The following is a 15,737-nucleotide window of genomic DNA, read 5'->3' on the forward strand; positions in this document are numbered from 1 at the left end:
GGTATGACGGGTTGGGATGACGTGTGATGGGCATTTCAGCAACCGCCGGGCCGGGGTCCGTAGAGATCCACCGTGGTGGACTTGACGAACCAGCCGTCCTTGGCAGTGCCTTGGAGCCGGTACCAGGGGGTGCCGTTGCCGTAAATGTCCTTGGTGCAATTGATGGTGATCTTGCCCCAGGAGCGCTCCACCCAGCCGACGCCGCAACTGGCAGGGCTGCCCGGAGTGTAGGAGTCCGGCAGACCGGGTTTGCCCGGGCAGGTCCGGACGCTGCTGGCGTCCACCTGGATCTGCGACGCTGGCGGCGGTGGGGTGGGATCGTCGCCGCTGGTGGAATTGGCGCTGCCGGCCGGTCCGGCCACAACGGTGACAGCCCTGACCTTCAGGTTTCGGGTGTTGTTCCAACCGCCACCGGAGGCATCAAAGCTCGTGGCCTTACCCACGCCGTTCCAACCGCCACCGTCCAGGCTGACTTCGTAGTGATCCAAGGGACGGCCGTTCATGGCCGGGTTGTTCCACGTCCAGTGCACCTGGCCATCGCCCTTGGCAGACTTTCCACCGTTGACGTTCGGCGCATTCGGGGGCCCATAGGGGTTCCCCGTGCCAATTGCCTTGGCGTCGCCGGACATGCCGTTCTTCACTGAAGTGGCAATGATGTTGACCACCACGTTGTTGCCGTTTGGCTGGCCGCCGATGTCTCCGCCGCCGCGGCCAATCGGGCCCGAACCGTAGGCGGTCTGCCAGCGGTAGGTGATCTCGTTGTCCTGCGAACCGTTGCGTTCCGCGGCGGTCAGCGGGGTGAACGTCACCCGGAGCTGTCCACTGGTGCCAGTTGCAGTGACCGAACCGCTTCCTACCGTGCCGGGCTTGCCCGCAGCACGAATAGCAGCCGACTGCTGGCTGACTCCGCTGACACCGGCCTTGTTGGTGGCCGAAACGGTAAAGGTGTAATCAGCCTCAGCGTTTGCCACGGTGACATTCTGCGATGTGGCGGCTACAGATTGGGAACCCACGACGGCGCCACCCCGGTAGGTGGTCAGCGTGTAGGCAGACACGGGGTCGCCATTGTTGTTGGGAGCTACCCAGCTGACCTTCAACTGGCTCTGGCTGCCAACTGATCCCGCGCCGGAGACAGAGGGAGCAGCCGGTGTTGCCGGTACCCCTGCCGGAGTTTCCGCGGCGGAGTAAGGACTCCACTCCGAGGGTTCTTTGGCGTCGTTCCTGGCCAGGACACGGACCTTGTAGGCAACGCCGTTCGTCAGGCCTTTCCAGACGTAGCTTGCACCGGTGAGGTTCTGGATCTGGGGATTCTGGCCCGCGGGAGCCGGGGAGATCTCCAGATCATAGGACTTGATGGGCGAGCCCTTGCTGGCTGGCGGGACCCAGGCTACGGACAATTGCTTGTCCCCGAACTTGAGCGTCGGTGCCACGGGGGTGTCCGGTTTCACGTCGGGTCGAACCTCGGCGGACACGGGCGAGCGATCGGACTCATTGATGGCGTTGGTGGCCGTCACTGTGAAGTGGTACTTCACGTTGTTGGTCAGGCCAGTCAGCGTGCAGGTGTTGGCAGGGCAGTCCTGTTTGAAGCCGCCTTCGCCGTACACCGTGTACTTGGTGATGGGCGAACCACGGTCCGCAGGGGCATTCCAGGTCAGCAAGGCTGTTTGGTCGCCAACGCTCTGTGCCAGCGGAGTGGTCGGGGCCGCCGGCTTGTCCTTCACCGTGAGCCGGATGCGTGCCGTGGCGTACCGCGAGAGCTCCCCGGTCTTGTCCTGCACTGTGTATGCCACAACCATTGTTCCGGTGAAGCCTGTTGCGGGTGTCACCGTCACGTTTCCACCACTGGAATCCGCCGTCCCCTGGCCAGTCTCCGTGACAGCCGAGACGATTTTCAGGGGTGTGTCCGGGAACGGGTTCGAATCGTTCGCCAGCGCATTGACCGTGACAGGTTTGCCCGATTGTGCATCGGGTTCCACGTCATCATTAGCCACAGGTTCAGGGCGGTTGGATGCGGACAGGGAGAGCTTGTACGTAGCTAGTGCTTCCAGCCCGCGGCGGTCCTTGGCTTTCACTTGGACTGTACCGCTTTGGCCGATCTGCACGGAATCATCAGCGGACACCTTGAGTGTCTTACCGTCGACGTTCACCCGGAAACCGCCGGGCGCCGCGCCCACCAGCTCGTAGCTCATGTTCTGGACATCGTCGGAATCAGGATCCGAGGTCAGCTTCTCCAGGTCCAGGCTCGCCGAGTCCCCCTTGGGAACCTCGACCTGGCTGCCAAGCAGCGTGGGCGGATTGTTCTTATTGGGGTCCGGAAGCACCTTTGTACGGATGCTTAGCGTGGACTTCAAGCCGTTGGGATCATCAGGACCGGTTCCATCCGTGACTTCAAAGCTGATGGATCCCGGGCCCACGTATTCTGCGCCTGCGGTGTACTTGATTGCAGTGCCACCGTTGGCGATTGGATCGCTGCCGTCCGCCCCGATGAGCTTGATGCGGTCCGCCTGGGTGAGGCGGGGTGAACGTCCATCACGGACCTTGACCCAGTCGGCCAAATTTACGGTGACGGACTGGCCCGATACCAGCTCCACCACCTCGTCCTTGGCCAAGGTGGGAACCTGCTGCCCGATGCCCGGCACCCAGATGATGGCCGTGGACTTCTGTCCATCCACGTCCTCCACGGTGTAGGGCACCAGTTGGGGCTGCTCCGTGAGGTCGACGATGACGTTGCCCTCAGAACCGGGCCGGGCCGTCTCCAACCCAGTACTGATCTTGAGATTCTCCCCCACACCATCGGGGTCTTCGTCATTCTTCAGGACGGGCACGTCTACGGCCGTCTTCCCGAGAGTCTGGGCCGATGTCACGCGGTCGTCGCGGGCAATCGGGGCCTGCAGGGGGATATCGTTCCTGACGATCACCCTGATGCTGGCTTGGCCTACGGCGTCGCGGTCGTCGGCCACGGAATAGCGGACGTTCACCGTGCCTTCGGCAGCGGGCGCTGTAATAAGGATGCGGCCACTGGTCTTGCTCACGTGGGCGTCCAAGCCGGCGTCAGCTTCAATGCCATCGGCCACGATCCGGATCAGGTCACCATCCGGATCAGTGTCGTTGGCGGTAGCGTCCACGGCAATCTGCCGGCCCGGACGGACCTTGACTTCGTCATCCACCGGAGCCGGCTTCTGGTTGTCTTCACCGCGCGGTGCAACCCCCACTGTGACAGTTCCTGTGTTGACGGCTCCTTGGCGGTCAATCACCTTGTATCGGAACGTATCGGTACCTGCACCGTCGCCTGCGCCGACGAAATCGATGAAGTTGCTACCCGCCGTCGCGGTTCCCATGCTGGGTGTGCTGTCGATGCCGGTGAGCTGGACCGAGTCGCCGTCGGGGTCGATGCCATCCAACGGAACCGGAATGCGGACGCTGCCGCCAGCCACTACCCGTGCCGTCAGATTCTTGGGCTGTGGCCGCGAATTCTGGGCGCCTTCCAACGGGAGGATGTGGATGGTCACTGCAGCGGCGCTCTTTTGTCCCTGTGGATCCACGGCGTTGTAGATGGCGCGCACGGTCTTGGGGGCAGGACCTGCGATGAAGCGGAGCGTGTCTTCGGAAATGAACGCCTTGCCGTCTCCTTCGGCGATGGGCTGGGCCAACACCGGATCAACAGAGAGCTTTTCGCCCTGCGGATGTGTGTCGTTGTCCAGGACAGGAATGGTGACGACGTCGTTGACGCGTACGTTCACCTCGTCGGGTTTCGGCTGGGGAGCCTCGACGACGGCGGGGGCCGGCACCGGGACGACGCCCACCGTTCCGGTGGCCGAGGCGCGGCCGTTGGACATGGTGTAGCTGAACACAAAAGGTTCCTTGGCGCCGAGGACATCAGTGACGCGAAGGACGCTGTGGTCGATCACACTGACCGATGCGGAGGAGCCGTCGGGCACAGTAACCGACTGGAGGACGAGGACTCCGCCGGAAGGATCGGAGTCGTTGGCCAACGGATCAACCAACACGCTTCCACCCACAGGCAGCAGGGCTACGTCATGGACAGCAACCGGGGCTCCGGCGTCCTTGCCGGACTCCACGTCCACGCGGATCAAGCCTTGGCTGCTTTGTGGTCCGTTGCTGGCGATGTAGCTCAAATACACAGGGCCGGGGGTGTTGCTGCGGAACGTGAAGGTTCCGCCGTCGGTCACTGGACCCAGCTCCGCCGGGCCGGCAGCCTCAACATGGGCCACGCGCAAGGCGCCGCCATTGGGGTCAACGTCATTCTTCAACGGCGAGATGACCAGGTCCTGGCCCACCACTGCTGTGACGTGGTCCGCGTTAACTACCGGTGCGAGGGCTCCGGGCGGTTGCACATTCACCACCACCCGGCCCGTGGTGGTGGCGCGGCCGTCCCAGACGGTGATGGTGACGTTCTTTTTGCCGGGCGCTGCGCCGGAATCCTGGTACGTGAGCAACCCGTCCCGGCGGACCTTGACCTGGTCTTGGTCATTGTCAGCCTTGGCGTCCAGCAGGACGAGGTCGTCGCCGTCGGGATCCATCCAGTCGGTAAGGACGTTTTGGCTAACGGACTTGCCCTGCTCCACGAGCATCGTAGTGGGCTCGGCACGCTTGAACAGTGGGGGCTTGTTCTCTTCCGGCGCGATGACGTGCAGCGTCACCTTGCCACCAGCCGACAGGCCACGGCCGTCCGCTGCGTTGTAGTCGAAGACCTCCGTGCCGGGCTTCGCGGTGGGAGGGACCTTGATCTGGAACGCTGAGCCACCGTAAATGTTCTCCAGCGCACCCGACTTCGGGCCGTTGGCGCCAACCGAGGCGGTGAGGACATCGCCATCGGGATCTGAATCGTTGTCCAGGACGCTCAGGACTGAAGTGCGGCCGGGACGTACGCCGAACTCGTCGGGCTTGGTCTCGGGCGGACGGTTCGGCTTGGTACGGTCCGGGAGGACGTTGATGGTGTTGTTGTCCGCGGATTCCTGGTCCTGGTCATCGGATTGGTTCTTTGGCGGGACAACATCGTCCCAGTTGTTCACGAGCTGCATGTTCTGGTTGACCAGCCACACGCTGCCGGAGTTGATGTCGTTGAGGACCACGAGGTCCCGGTTCACGCGGAAGACGTAGCTGGGCGATGCGCTGGCCTTGGGGACATCGTTTTTCTTATCGTCTGCGTCGTTATCGCAATCACGGATGTATTTGTTGGCCCCGGCCCACGCTGCGTGAACACATTTGCTGACCTGCACGGGCGCAGCGGGAACTCCCTCTCCGTCCACGTTGACTGTCGCCGCCGTGGACCCGTCCAAAGGCTGCTTCAGGAGGGCTTTGCGCGTAGAGATGGCCACAAAGCCGCTGTCTTCGCTGCTCTGCTGGAGCTTGGCTTCCCGGGCGTCCTGCAGCTGGAGCTTGCGGCCACCGGGGAGGAAGAGGTTTCCGGATGCGGCATCCAGCACTACCGGTTTGTCGCCCACAACAGCAATCTGCAGATCACCGGCGCCCTTGAGCTCGTCCACCTTGGTTACTTCCGAGGCAGTCCGCTCGCCGTTGGCGTCCACCGTGGTGATAGTGATTTCGCCCTTGCCCGGGTCCGCCGTGTAAATGCGGTTGTCCTGTCCGACGGCCGACACCATGTTCTGCGAGCCGGTGAGGACGGGTTCGGTGGATTCTTCGTCGAAGCCGTTCACGGTGGAGGGCGAAAGTGCCCACACCTTTCCGCGGGCGGGGTCCGTGACTGAGAGGACGCTGGAACCATAGCTGACTTGCGAGGACGAGGGCAGTTGTTTGTCGCCACCCAACTTCAGGTTCGCCGCAGAGACCTGGTTGATGGTGGAGCCGGACTCATCGTCCACAAAAACGTTGCCGTCATGTTGCAGGACATCGAAGGTGGTGGTTGCCGGTGTCACGGCTCCATCAAGAACCCGGGAGGGATAATTCAGCCGTCCCACGGCGTTCTTGGTCTTGCTCACAACCCACACGCCGCCGTCGTTCAAATCGACCTCGGCCGTCTTGAACCCCGGATAGAGCACTGCACCCGCTACCAGCAAGGCGCCGGCCGCAGTCACTGCAGTTGCAGATACGAGTTTCTTGTTTCGACGCTTTTTCAGCCCCAGCTTGCCGAAGAAAGATGTCACAGCCCCAAAATTCCCTTGTTGTACAGCCGCCCCCAGGCGGCGTCCAGGCCAACCGGCATGTGCCGGCAGCCTTGCATTCCGCAGTACCCCCATACGGCGGCGGAATTTTCAGTCCCTAAGACTATCCCACGCACCGAACGAGTAGCCAAGGGAACCCGAGATTGGACTCTCCATTGGCTTTGACAGCCTATGGCCTTCCCCGGGGATGCGGCGATGGGGAGAACTCCCCTCCCGTGGACGGCGGCTAGCATTGAGGCGCCCCCACCCGGCCAGGCTCACCCACCGTGGTGTGAAAGGAGATGATGTAGCGGCCCACATTCCTGTCCGAACCGTCTTCGATCCTCCACCAGGTGAACATTTGGTCGGACTGGTCGCCTTGGACGATGTAGCACTTCACCACCATCTTCTGCCCGGGGTATTCCCATGGCGGCAGGTTGGCATTCACGCCATCGCAGTCAAAGTAGGGCGTTGGCCGGTAGTTGTCCCCGCCCAATGTGTAGGTGCAGGAACGCTGAACCACCGAGGTGTTCAAGACGCCCTCCCAGACTCCCTGCCGGCCCGATGTGGCACTTGCGCTGACTTCCGGCCCTGCTGTTCCGAGGGAATTGAACGTCTGGACATAAATGGTGCGGGTTTGCTCCCAACCGCCGGTATTGATCGTCCTGCTTCCGGAAGCCGCAACCGTTTCCCAGGCACCGTTGTCGATCCTGATCTTTGTGGTCTTGACGTCGTTGCTGGACGGCGGGGGCGAGGCCCAATTAAGCGTTACGGACTGGTTGTTCAGCGCCCCGTTAGTTCCAGAAGCAGAAGGCGTACCTGGGGATCCATATGGCGTAGCCGTTGCAGGGGCACTCGCATCCGAGCTGGGCGCCACCGACGAATGTGCGGTGATGGTGACGCTGCTCGCCTGGCCGTTGGCGAAGCCGCCCACGGTCTGGCCCGGCTGGATAGCGCCTGACTGGCCGGTACTCGCCCTGTAGGTATAGCTGACTTCATTCGCGCTGGAGCCGTTGCGTTGCGCAGCAGTCAACGGGTTGAAGTTAATGGTGAGCTGGGTGCCTGCTCCGCCTGTGTTGGCGGGGGTGGCACTGACATTTCCTACGGTTCCGAGCTTGCCCGTGGCGCGACGCGGTGCCGACGCGGCACTGACTCCGCCCTTGCCCGCTTTATTCTCGGCCTGCACGGTGAACGTGTAACCGGCCTCGGAGTTGCTGGCAGTGAAGGTGGCACTGCGGACGTTGCCGGGTACGGTTTGTGACTGCGCTGCTCCTCCGCCGCCACTCATCGTGACGTAGTAGTTCTTGATGGGGTCGCCGTTGATGTCCGGTTCAGACCAATCCGCACGGAGCTGGTTCTGCGTGCCAACAGAAGATACGACGGCGGTACTGGGCGCCGCCGGGGCGCCGGGCAGCCCGGCTGGGTGGTCTTCCGCGGAGTACAGGCTCCAGTCCGAAGGGCCGAGCTCGTTGATGGCCTGCGCGCGGACTTTGTACTTCACGCCATTGGTCAGGCCCGGCCACGTGTAGCTCAACCCGGTGACCTCATTCTTGACCGCGATGCCGCTGGCTGGTGGCGGTGAGATCTCCAGGTTGTAATGCTTCACTGGTGACCCCTCGGTCTTCGCTGGGGTCCAGGTGATGGCCAGGTTCTTATCCCCGGCTTTGACCGACGGCGCGTCCGGTGGCGAGGGCTTCTCGTCCGGGCGGATCTCGTTGGATGGGACGGAGGCGGCCGAATCGCCCACCTCGTTGGTAGCAAATACGGTGAACACGTACTTGACGTTGTTGGTCAGGCCGGAGAGCGTACACGTCGTGGTGGGGCATTCCTGCTGGAACCCAGCTGCCTTGACGGTGTACTTGGTGATGGCTGCGCCATTGTCCGACGGCGGCGCCCACTTGAGCACGGCCGTGCGGCTCCGGACGTCGGTTGCCACTGGGGCGGATGGAGCATCGGGCTTGTCGCGGACGGTGATGCGTACCCGTCCAATGGCCTGCCGGCTGGGGTCCCCGGTCTTATCCTTCACCGTGTAGCGGATCACCAGCACGCCCTTGAACCCGTCCGCGGGCGTGACCGTGATGGAGTCGCCGGAGATGGCGGGCTGACCCGAGCTGGCTCCTGTTTCCACCACCGCTCCCACAATGGTCAGGGGTGATTCATTGAAGGGGTTGAAGTCGTTCCCCAGCACGTTGATGGTCTCCGATCGCCCGGCGTCGGCCTTATCCACGACGTCATCATTGGCCGCCGGCAGTGGACGGTTGGAGGAAACCACCGTTACTGTCACTGCGGCCCTGACGGGCTCGGACCTGCCGTCGGTGACCTTGAGCGGGAAGGTACCACGGGCTCCGGGGTTGATGGACGGACCCGGGGTCACTTTGAGGACGGTACCCTCGATCCGCGCGTCGAATCCGCCCGGCTGCTGGCCGTCGAGCTCGAACTTCAATTTGCCTTGGTCCTGCGCGTCCACATCCTTGGCCAGGTTGGCGAGGTCAATCTCTGAGGCGTCGCCCTTGGGAGCATCGATGGCAGCGCCGCTGAAGGTAGGGACATGGTTGGCATTCGGATCCGGGAGCACCCGCGTCATGATGGTGAGGGTGGACTTGAGCCCTTCGGCGTCGTCCGGTCCAGCGCCGTCCGTCACTTCGAAGGTGACAGAACCTGGACCGACATAATCTGCTCCTGCGGCATACCGCAGTGCCGTCCCGTCGCCCGCGATCACCTTCAGGGGGTCTCCGCCAAGGACCTGGATCTTGTCCGCCACAGTGATGCGGGGCGTTCGCCCATCCCTTACTTTGACGTATTCCTGGAGCGCCAACGTGAGCTCATCCCCGGCGGTGACTTCCACGACGTCGGTCTTGGCGAGGGTCGGGTACTGAAGACCTTGGCCGGGAACCCACATGACTGCGGTTGCTGTCTGGCCATCGATGTCGGTGACTGTATAGGGAATCAGCTGATCCTGCGGGGCCAACGTCACCACCACATTTCCGGCGGTACCCACGCGGGCGTTCGGGTTTCCGTCGGGAAGGGAAATCTTCAGGTCTTCGGATATTCCGTCGGGATCTGAGTCGTTCTTCAGGACAGGTACGTCTACTGCGGTCTTGCCCAGTGTCTCGGCCAGGGTGACGTGGTCGTCCTGTGCCAGCGGTACGTGCAGGTCCGCCGTCGGGCTTGTTTGAACCCGGATAACAGCGCTTGCTTCCGCCTTCTTGTCATCCTGGATCCGGTAGCTGATGCTTTCGTTTCCGGCCACACCGGGCGCAGTGAGCACTACCTTCCCCGCGGCCGCCTCTACCTGCAGCCCAGGATCCGCCTCGAAAGCAGACGCCAAGCCGATGGGATCGCCGTCGGGATCTGAATCATTCTTGAGCGCATTCACGGCAACCCGGCGTCCAGGACGGACGTCAATGGCGTCGTCAACGGCGATCGGCTTCTGGTTATCCACGTCAGCCGGGGCGATGCCCACGATCACCGTGCCAGTGTTCTCTGCCCCGATCCGGTCCTTCACGCGGTAGCTGAAAGTGTCCGTTCCGGAAGACTTGCCGCCAGCCGTGAACTCCAGATAGCCGTCCCGCAGAATGGCAGTCCCCAACGTGGGGGCTTTGTCGATCCCGATGAGCTGGACAGAGTCGCCGTCGGAGTCGATGCTGTCCAGGGGAACAGGGATCTTCACGGTCATGCCCGCCACAACGCGGGCCGTGAGGTTCCGGGGCTCCGGCCGGCTATTCGTGGCGTCATCCCGGGCACGGATTCGGATGGTGACCTGCTGGGAGTCCGTTTGACCGGAAGCGTTGCTGACCTTGTAGATCGCATAGACCGTTTTGGGCTCGTCCCCCGCAATAAAGCGGAGCGTGTTTCCGGCCACGAACATGCGGCCGCTTGCTTCGTCCGGCTGCTGGGCCAGGGAAGGGTCCAGGTCGAGTTCGCCACCATTGGGATCCGTGTCGTTCTCCAGGACCGGAATCGTTACGACGTCGCCGGCGCGGACCGTCACTTCGTCGGGCTTCGCCTGCGGAGCCTGCAGCTTGGTGGGTGCCGGAACCACCTGGACCGAGATGTCACCCGTCGCCGAGGCCTTGCCATTGGAAATCGTGTACTTCAGGGACAGCTGCCCTTCCGCCCGGACGTCGCTGATCTTGACCACCGAGTGGTCCAGCACGGCCACACTCACCGGCAGCCCATCAGCTGCCGTCACCGACTGCACTACCAGGACGCCGCCTGCGGGATCCGAGTCGTTGCCCAGGACATCGACCACAGTGCTCCCGCCGCTGGGCAGGAGGGCTATATCGCGCACAGCTACGGGCGCGCCGTCGCTGTTTCCGGAGACGACGTCGATGCGCACCAGCTGCTGGGCACTCGCCGGTCCGTTGGTCACCATATAGGTGACGTAGTGGGGTCCGACAGCACCGGAATTGAAAGTGAACGTTTGCTGGTCCGGTCCGACTACCGCCGTCGATTGGCCGTCGGGCTGCGCCTGGGCAAGGCGAAGCGTGCCGCCTTGGGGATCGGTGTCGTTCTTCAGTGGGGCGATCACCGTGTCCTGGCCCGCTACAGCAACCACGTGGTCCGCATTCGCGATGGGTGGCAAGGCTCCGGGAGCGCGCACATCCACGCTGATCTGGCCCTCCGTGGTGAGCGTGCCATCCGAGACTTTGACGTTGAGGGTCTTCCGGCCCGGCCCCGCACCCGAGTCCTGTAAGGTGAGCAGGCCGTCCGGCCTGACCCGGACCTGGTCAGCCGGGTCGCTGCTGGAAGCAGCAACGGCGAAGATGTCGTCGCCGTCGGGGTCTGTCCAATCAGTGAGGACAAACTGGCTGGCGATCTTGCCCGACTGAACCACCAGCGCGTTGTTCCGGTTCGGCTTGGGCTGGGGCGCGCTGTTTTCCTCCGGAGGGACGATTCGGAGGTCTACATCAGTAGCGCCCGATCCACCTCGCCCATCGTCCACCGAATACTTGAATGTTTCCGAACCGGAAGCGCCCGCCGGCACGGCAATCTGGAAACCCGTGCCACCATAGACCGCTGACAACGCTCCTGACTTCAGTGGCTCCCCCACTCCGACCGTCAACACGTCGCCATCGGCATCGGCGTCGTTGTCCAAGACCGGCAAGATGGTGGTCTTTCCTGCCCGGACACCGTACGAGTCCGGCTTCGCGATGGGTGGCGTGTTGGGTTTGCTGCGGTCCGGAAGAACCGTCTGCTGGACTTCGTCCGCAGAGTCCTTATCGGCGTCGTCCGATGTCTGCTGCGGCGGAATGACGTCATCCCAGTTATTAACCAGCTGCATGTTCTGGTTGACCATCCAGACGTTCCCGGAGTTCACGTCGTTCAGCACCACAAGATCACGGTTGACTCGGAAAACGTACGACGGCGATGCACTCGCCTTGGGGACGTCGGCGCGCCGGTTGTCCGCTTCATTGCTGCATTCGCGGACGTATTTGTTGGCCCCGGACCAGGCGGCGTAAGTGCAGGAGCCCAGATGGACCGGCGCCGCGGGAGTTCCCTGGCCGTCGGACTGGACCGTTTTTGCTGTTCCGCCATCCAGCGGCTGCAGGAGAAGGGCTTTGGGCGTAGCAATGGCCACGAAGTCAGCTGCTGGACCGCTCTGCTGCAGCCTGGCGTCCCTGGCATCGTCCAAGTGCACCTTGTTTCCGCCGGGCAGGACGATGTTGCCCGTGGCCTGGTTGAGGACGATCGCCTGGTCGCCCACCGCGGCAAGCTGGACCTCGCCGTCAGCCTTCAGGGCGTCATCGGTCCGCACTTGCGAGTCGATTGCGTGGCCATCGGTGTCTACCTTCGTGGCAGTGAGCTTTCCTGCTTTCGGATCCAAGGTGTGGATGGTGTCGTCCATACCCACCACCGAAGCGATACCCGTGGACTGCTCAAGCAGGGGCTGGGATTCATCGCTGAAGCCGCCGATGGATGTTGGCGAAACAGCCCAGACTTTGCCGTTGGCGGGATCTGTGACCGCCAATACCTTGTTGCCGAAGCTGACTTCCGCCGCGCCAGGCACCTTCTGGTCTCCCCCGAGGCGCATGTTAGCGGCACTGACCGGGTTAATGCTGGCTCCGCTGGCGTCGTCAATGAAAATGTCGCTTGCCTGCTGAAGAATCTCGAAGTCAGTGCTGGCCGGGGTGACCGCACCGTCCAGTGACTTTGACGGGTAGTTGAGCCTGCCTGCCGCGTTTTTCGATTTGCTGACCACCCAAACGCCGCCGTCGTTGAGGTCTACGTCAGTGGTTTTGAAGCCTGGATAAAGGATGGCACTGGTGACAACTACAGCTGCGGCGGCCAGGAACGCTGCGGCGCTCAGACCCTTTGGCCGGCTGAATGGGCGCTTGCTGGAACTGCCCTTGCCGGACACATCAGGCAGAGCCATTCACATTCCCCCACTATGCGGCGACGGGCATGCCCTGTCGCCATACGAGCACGAACCATCCCCAAGACTACCTGTTTTGTCCATCGATTTGCGCAGATGTGACGGGTGGTCTCAAGCACATCCCTCTCTCACATCCCCACCGCCTTTTCGCATCCCTCTCTCACATCCCCACCGCTTTCCCCCATCCCTCTCTCACGTCCCCACCGCTTTCCCCATTCCTCTCTCATCCGCACCGTATTCCTGGGGTCGGGTGGTTTTCTGAGACAGCCTGATGGAAGCTTCACTTCGGATGACCACGCCGGAGGAAAGTACGCTGCGGCTTTCCGTGAGGAAGCGATGCGGCCAATCCTGTCTCATGACAGGCGGCGGGACAGATCGTCGAGGAGATCAGCCGGAAGGAAGACAGCCGGGAATCCGGCCTCGCAGGCATCGGGAACCTCACCGACTCGGGCACCAAAATCCCGCAGGACGTGAGAGAACGATCACCAAGAACCCGCAGGACATGAGAGAACAATCACCAAAAACCCGCAGGACGTGAGAGAACGTTTAGTCCAGCACCAGGCCCTTGCCGCGGCCACGCGCGAGCATCACGGGGTGGATCTCACCGAAACCACGGACATTCTCGGACTTTTGCGGGACCAGCACGAAGCGTTCGTCCTGTCCGAGTGCAGCAGCAGTCATAGCATCAACCAGCACCGTCCCAGGCTGGGCCAGGGTGGTCAGCCGTGCAGCAAGGTTCACGGTGGGGCCATAGATATCGCCGAGTCGGGACAGGATGCGACCCCACACCATGGACACCCGCGCCTGGGGCAGGATCTCGTCTTCCGTAAAGGCCTGCGCCAAAGCCAGGGAGATTTCCGCGCCAGCCGCCGGGGTCTCGGCAATATAGAGAACTTCGTCGCCCACGGTCTTCACCAGGCGCCCGCCGCCCACGGAGATGATCTCAGCGCATTTGTTCTCGAAGCGCTGGACCATTTGGGCCAGGGTTTTCTCGTTCATGCGCCGGGAGAGGCTTGTGTAGGAGACGAGGTCGGCGAACCCTACGGCACGGGCCAAAGGCAAAGGAGAATCGTCCTCGTCCCCTTCCCGTCCTTCCTCGCTCGCTTGCAAGCCCGCCTCGGCACGAACGGCAAGCCGCTGAACACCGGCATTGAGTTGACGACGATACGAGTAGACCAGGATCTCTTCCAGGGAATCCACCAGGGCCGGCAACTGGCCCACAAGTTGCTTGCGGGCCACGGCATCCGGAATTCCCTGCTCCTGGACCATGTCTTCAACCAGTGCTTCGATCTGCCAGACCACCATGCGGTCCGTCATCTGGCCGATGGAGCGGGTAACGGATATGGCAGCTTCCTCGGTGAGGATCCCCGCGCGGACGAGGTCAAGAATGGTGGACAACGCTGCTTGGTCACGTTCGGTGAAAGCGACGTCGTCGTCGCCGAAGTTGGGGAAGCCCAGAGCCCGCCACAACTTCCGCGCGGAAAGAATGGAGACACCTGCACCGGCAGCAACTTCACGACGGCGGAGCTTGCGTTCGCCGCCAAGCAACCTCGCCTCAAGCGCTTTGATGGCCAGGCGTTCTGCGGACATCACGCCGGTGGGCGGGCCGGTGGTCACGGGCGCCTGGACGGGCGCTGGTTCCGTGTCCTCATCCACTGAAGGTTCGGGTACGGCGTCGAACTCCTCGTCCAGGTCCTCACCGGACTGCTGATCCTCAACGCTCATCTCTTCCACCTTCTCTCAATTCCCACGGCAACCCATCAAAGTCCGACAGGACTTCACCCTCAAAAACCCCACCTTTGGGCAGTTCATCCATGGCGTCAAGAATGTAGCCCCTGAATTTTCCGACCTCCGGTACGTCCGTCAAGACGGATTCGCCAGAGGGCCCGGTATCCAAGGATATATTCCCGGAGTGCAATGTCCGCTGCAGCAGGTTTTGGTGGACCCCCACGCTGCGGACCGCCATCAATGACACCTGCCAGTCGCCGCGGCGAAACATTCCGTACTTGGCAATTATCCGGCGGCTTGTCAGGATGAACCTGACTGAACGCCATTTCAACACCCGCTTCAAGCTGTAGGCCACCAGCACGAGCCCTGCCAGGCCCACACAGGCACCGACAAGCCATGGCGTCCATTCCACTGTAATGAATGGGGCAAGGCGTTGCGGATTTCCTTTGATAATCCACGCACAGGCGTAGGCTGCCAAGGCAGGAACCACTATGAAGGCCAGCGTTGGCAAGAACAGCGAGCGGGCCTGTTGCCGCGTGATGGTGATGACCTGCTCCCCCGGAAGCAACTCTTTACGCATAACCGCTTTCCGTGGCGCGCAGATGGACCACATCACCAGCCGTCACAACATGTTCCCGGCCGCCGTGGTCCACCACCAGGAGCGATCCGTGCTCGTCCAATCGGGAGGCATGGCCCACCACTTCGTGATCGCCGGGCAGGTGCGCGCGCACCTCGCGTCCCAAGGTGACCATTGCCGACTCAACGCGCTTATGCAGCGAGGGCCCACCTGCCAACCCTGCCGCGGGATCACCTTCTGAGTTGCAGAAGCTGCGGTAAAGCCGGCTGAAGCGTGAAAGGTAGCTCTTCAGCAGCGCGGTACGGTCCGTCGTCGTGGCCCCTTCCAAGGCCAGCGACGTAGCGGTTGGCACCGGCAATTCATCCTGCGCCAGCGAGACGTTGAGGCCAACGCCCAGGATCACTGCAGGGACCGACCCGTCACCCAGCGGCGTCATCTGGGCAAGGATTCCGGCGATCTTCCGTCCATTAACCAGGACGTCGTTGGGCCACTTGATCTCCGCCGTAACGCCAGCCGTTTCCTGCAATGCTTCGCGCAGGGCAACGGCGGCAAGCAGTGAGAGCCACGAGTAACTCTGCGTCGGCACGGGCATGCCTTCGGCTGTGACAGGACGCAGCACCATTGACACTGAAACGGCAGAGCGCTCCGGCGATTCCCAGTGCCTGTCCAGCCGTCCGCGCGCCGCTGTCTGGTGCTCGGCGGTCAACACGGCGAGATCAGCCCATTTTTTGGGCTCCACGGTTACGGCACGCACGAGGTCCTGGTTGGTGGATCCCGTGGACTCGACAATGTTCAATTGGGAAATACCGGTTGCCGACAGGAAATCAGGCTCGAGCAGCGCCTCACGGTCCAATGACGGCCGGTCTTCCCCGGACCTGGGGACGAAGGGTTCGCTGCTGGCAGGCTGTTCGGCATCCATAGCTGAATCCTATCC

Annotated in this window: 5 protein-coding genes; all 5 read right to left on the reverse strand. The window is 62.6% G+C overall.

Going from position 1 to position 15,737, the window contains the following annotated elements:
* Positions 1 to 35: 35 nt before the first annotated feature.
* Positions 36 to 6,125, reverse strand: a complete 6,090-nt coding sequence (locus ABIE18_RS05155; protein WP_499721575.1) for an Ig-like domain-containing protein — start codon at positions 6,123 to 6,125, stop codon at positions 36 to 38.
* A 244-nt stretch (positions 6,126 to 6,369) separates the two neighbouring features.
* Positions 6,370 to 12,498 carry an Ig-like domain-containing protein gene (locus ABIE18_RS05160; protein ID WP_499721576.1) on the reverse strand — a complete coding sequence of 2,043 codons (6,129 nt, stop codon included), beginning with the start codon at positions 12,496 to 12,498 and terminating at the stop codon, positions 6,370 to 6,372.
* Positions 12,499 to 13,044: 546 nt separating this feature from the next.
* Positions 13,045 to 14,223 (reverse strand): adenylate/guanylate cyclase domain-containing protein, encoded by a 1,179-nt coding sequence (locus ABIE18_RS05165; protein ID WP_499721578.1) that lies wholly within the window; start codon positions 14,221 to 14,223, stop codon positions 13,045 to 13,047.
* Positions 14,213 to 14,806, reverse strand: coding sequence for a PH domain-containing protein (locus ABIE18_RS05170; RefSeq protein ID WP_499721579.1), 594 nt, complete (start codon positions 14,804 to 14,806; stop codon positions 14,213 to 14,215). Before ABIE18_RS05170 ends, ABIE18_RS05165 begins: the two co-directional genes overlap by 11 nt.
* On the reverse strand, positions 14,799 to 15,722 hold the full coding sequence (locus ABIE18_RS05175; protein ID WP_499721580.1) for a biotin--[acetyl-CoA-carboxylase] ligase: 924 nt from the start codon (positions 15,720 to 15,722) through the stop codon (positions 14,799 to 14,801). Before ABIE18_RS05175 ends, ABIE18_RS05170 begins: the two co-directional genes overlap by 8 nt.
* Positions 15,723 to 15,737 lie beyond the last annotated feature (15 nt).

This window comes from Arthrobacter sp. 2762, assembly GCF_040548745.1.
In the GTDB taxonomy this organism is placed as follows: domain Bacteria; phylum Actinomycetota; class Actinomycetes; order Actinomycetales; family Micrococcaceae; genus Arthrobacter.

Coding starts and splice junctions, on each gene's coding strand:
- ABIE18_RS05160 (WP_499721576.1), bottom strand. CDS start 12,498: ATGGCTCTGCCTGATGTGTCCGGCAAGGGCAGTTCCAGCAAGCGCCCA.
- ABIE18_RS05165 (WP_499721578.1), bottom strand. CDS start 14,223: ATGAGCGTTGAGGATCAGCAGTCCGGTGAGGACCTGGACGAGGAGTTC.
- ABIE18_RS05170 (WP_499721579.1), bottom strand. CDS start 14,806: ATGCGTAAAGAGTTGCTTCCGGGGGAGCAGGTCATCACCATCACGCGG.
- ABIE18_RS05175 (WP_499721580.1), bottom strand. CDS start 15,722: ATGGATGCCGAACAGCCTGCCAGCAGCGAACCCTTCGTCCCCAGGTCC.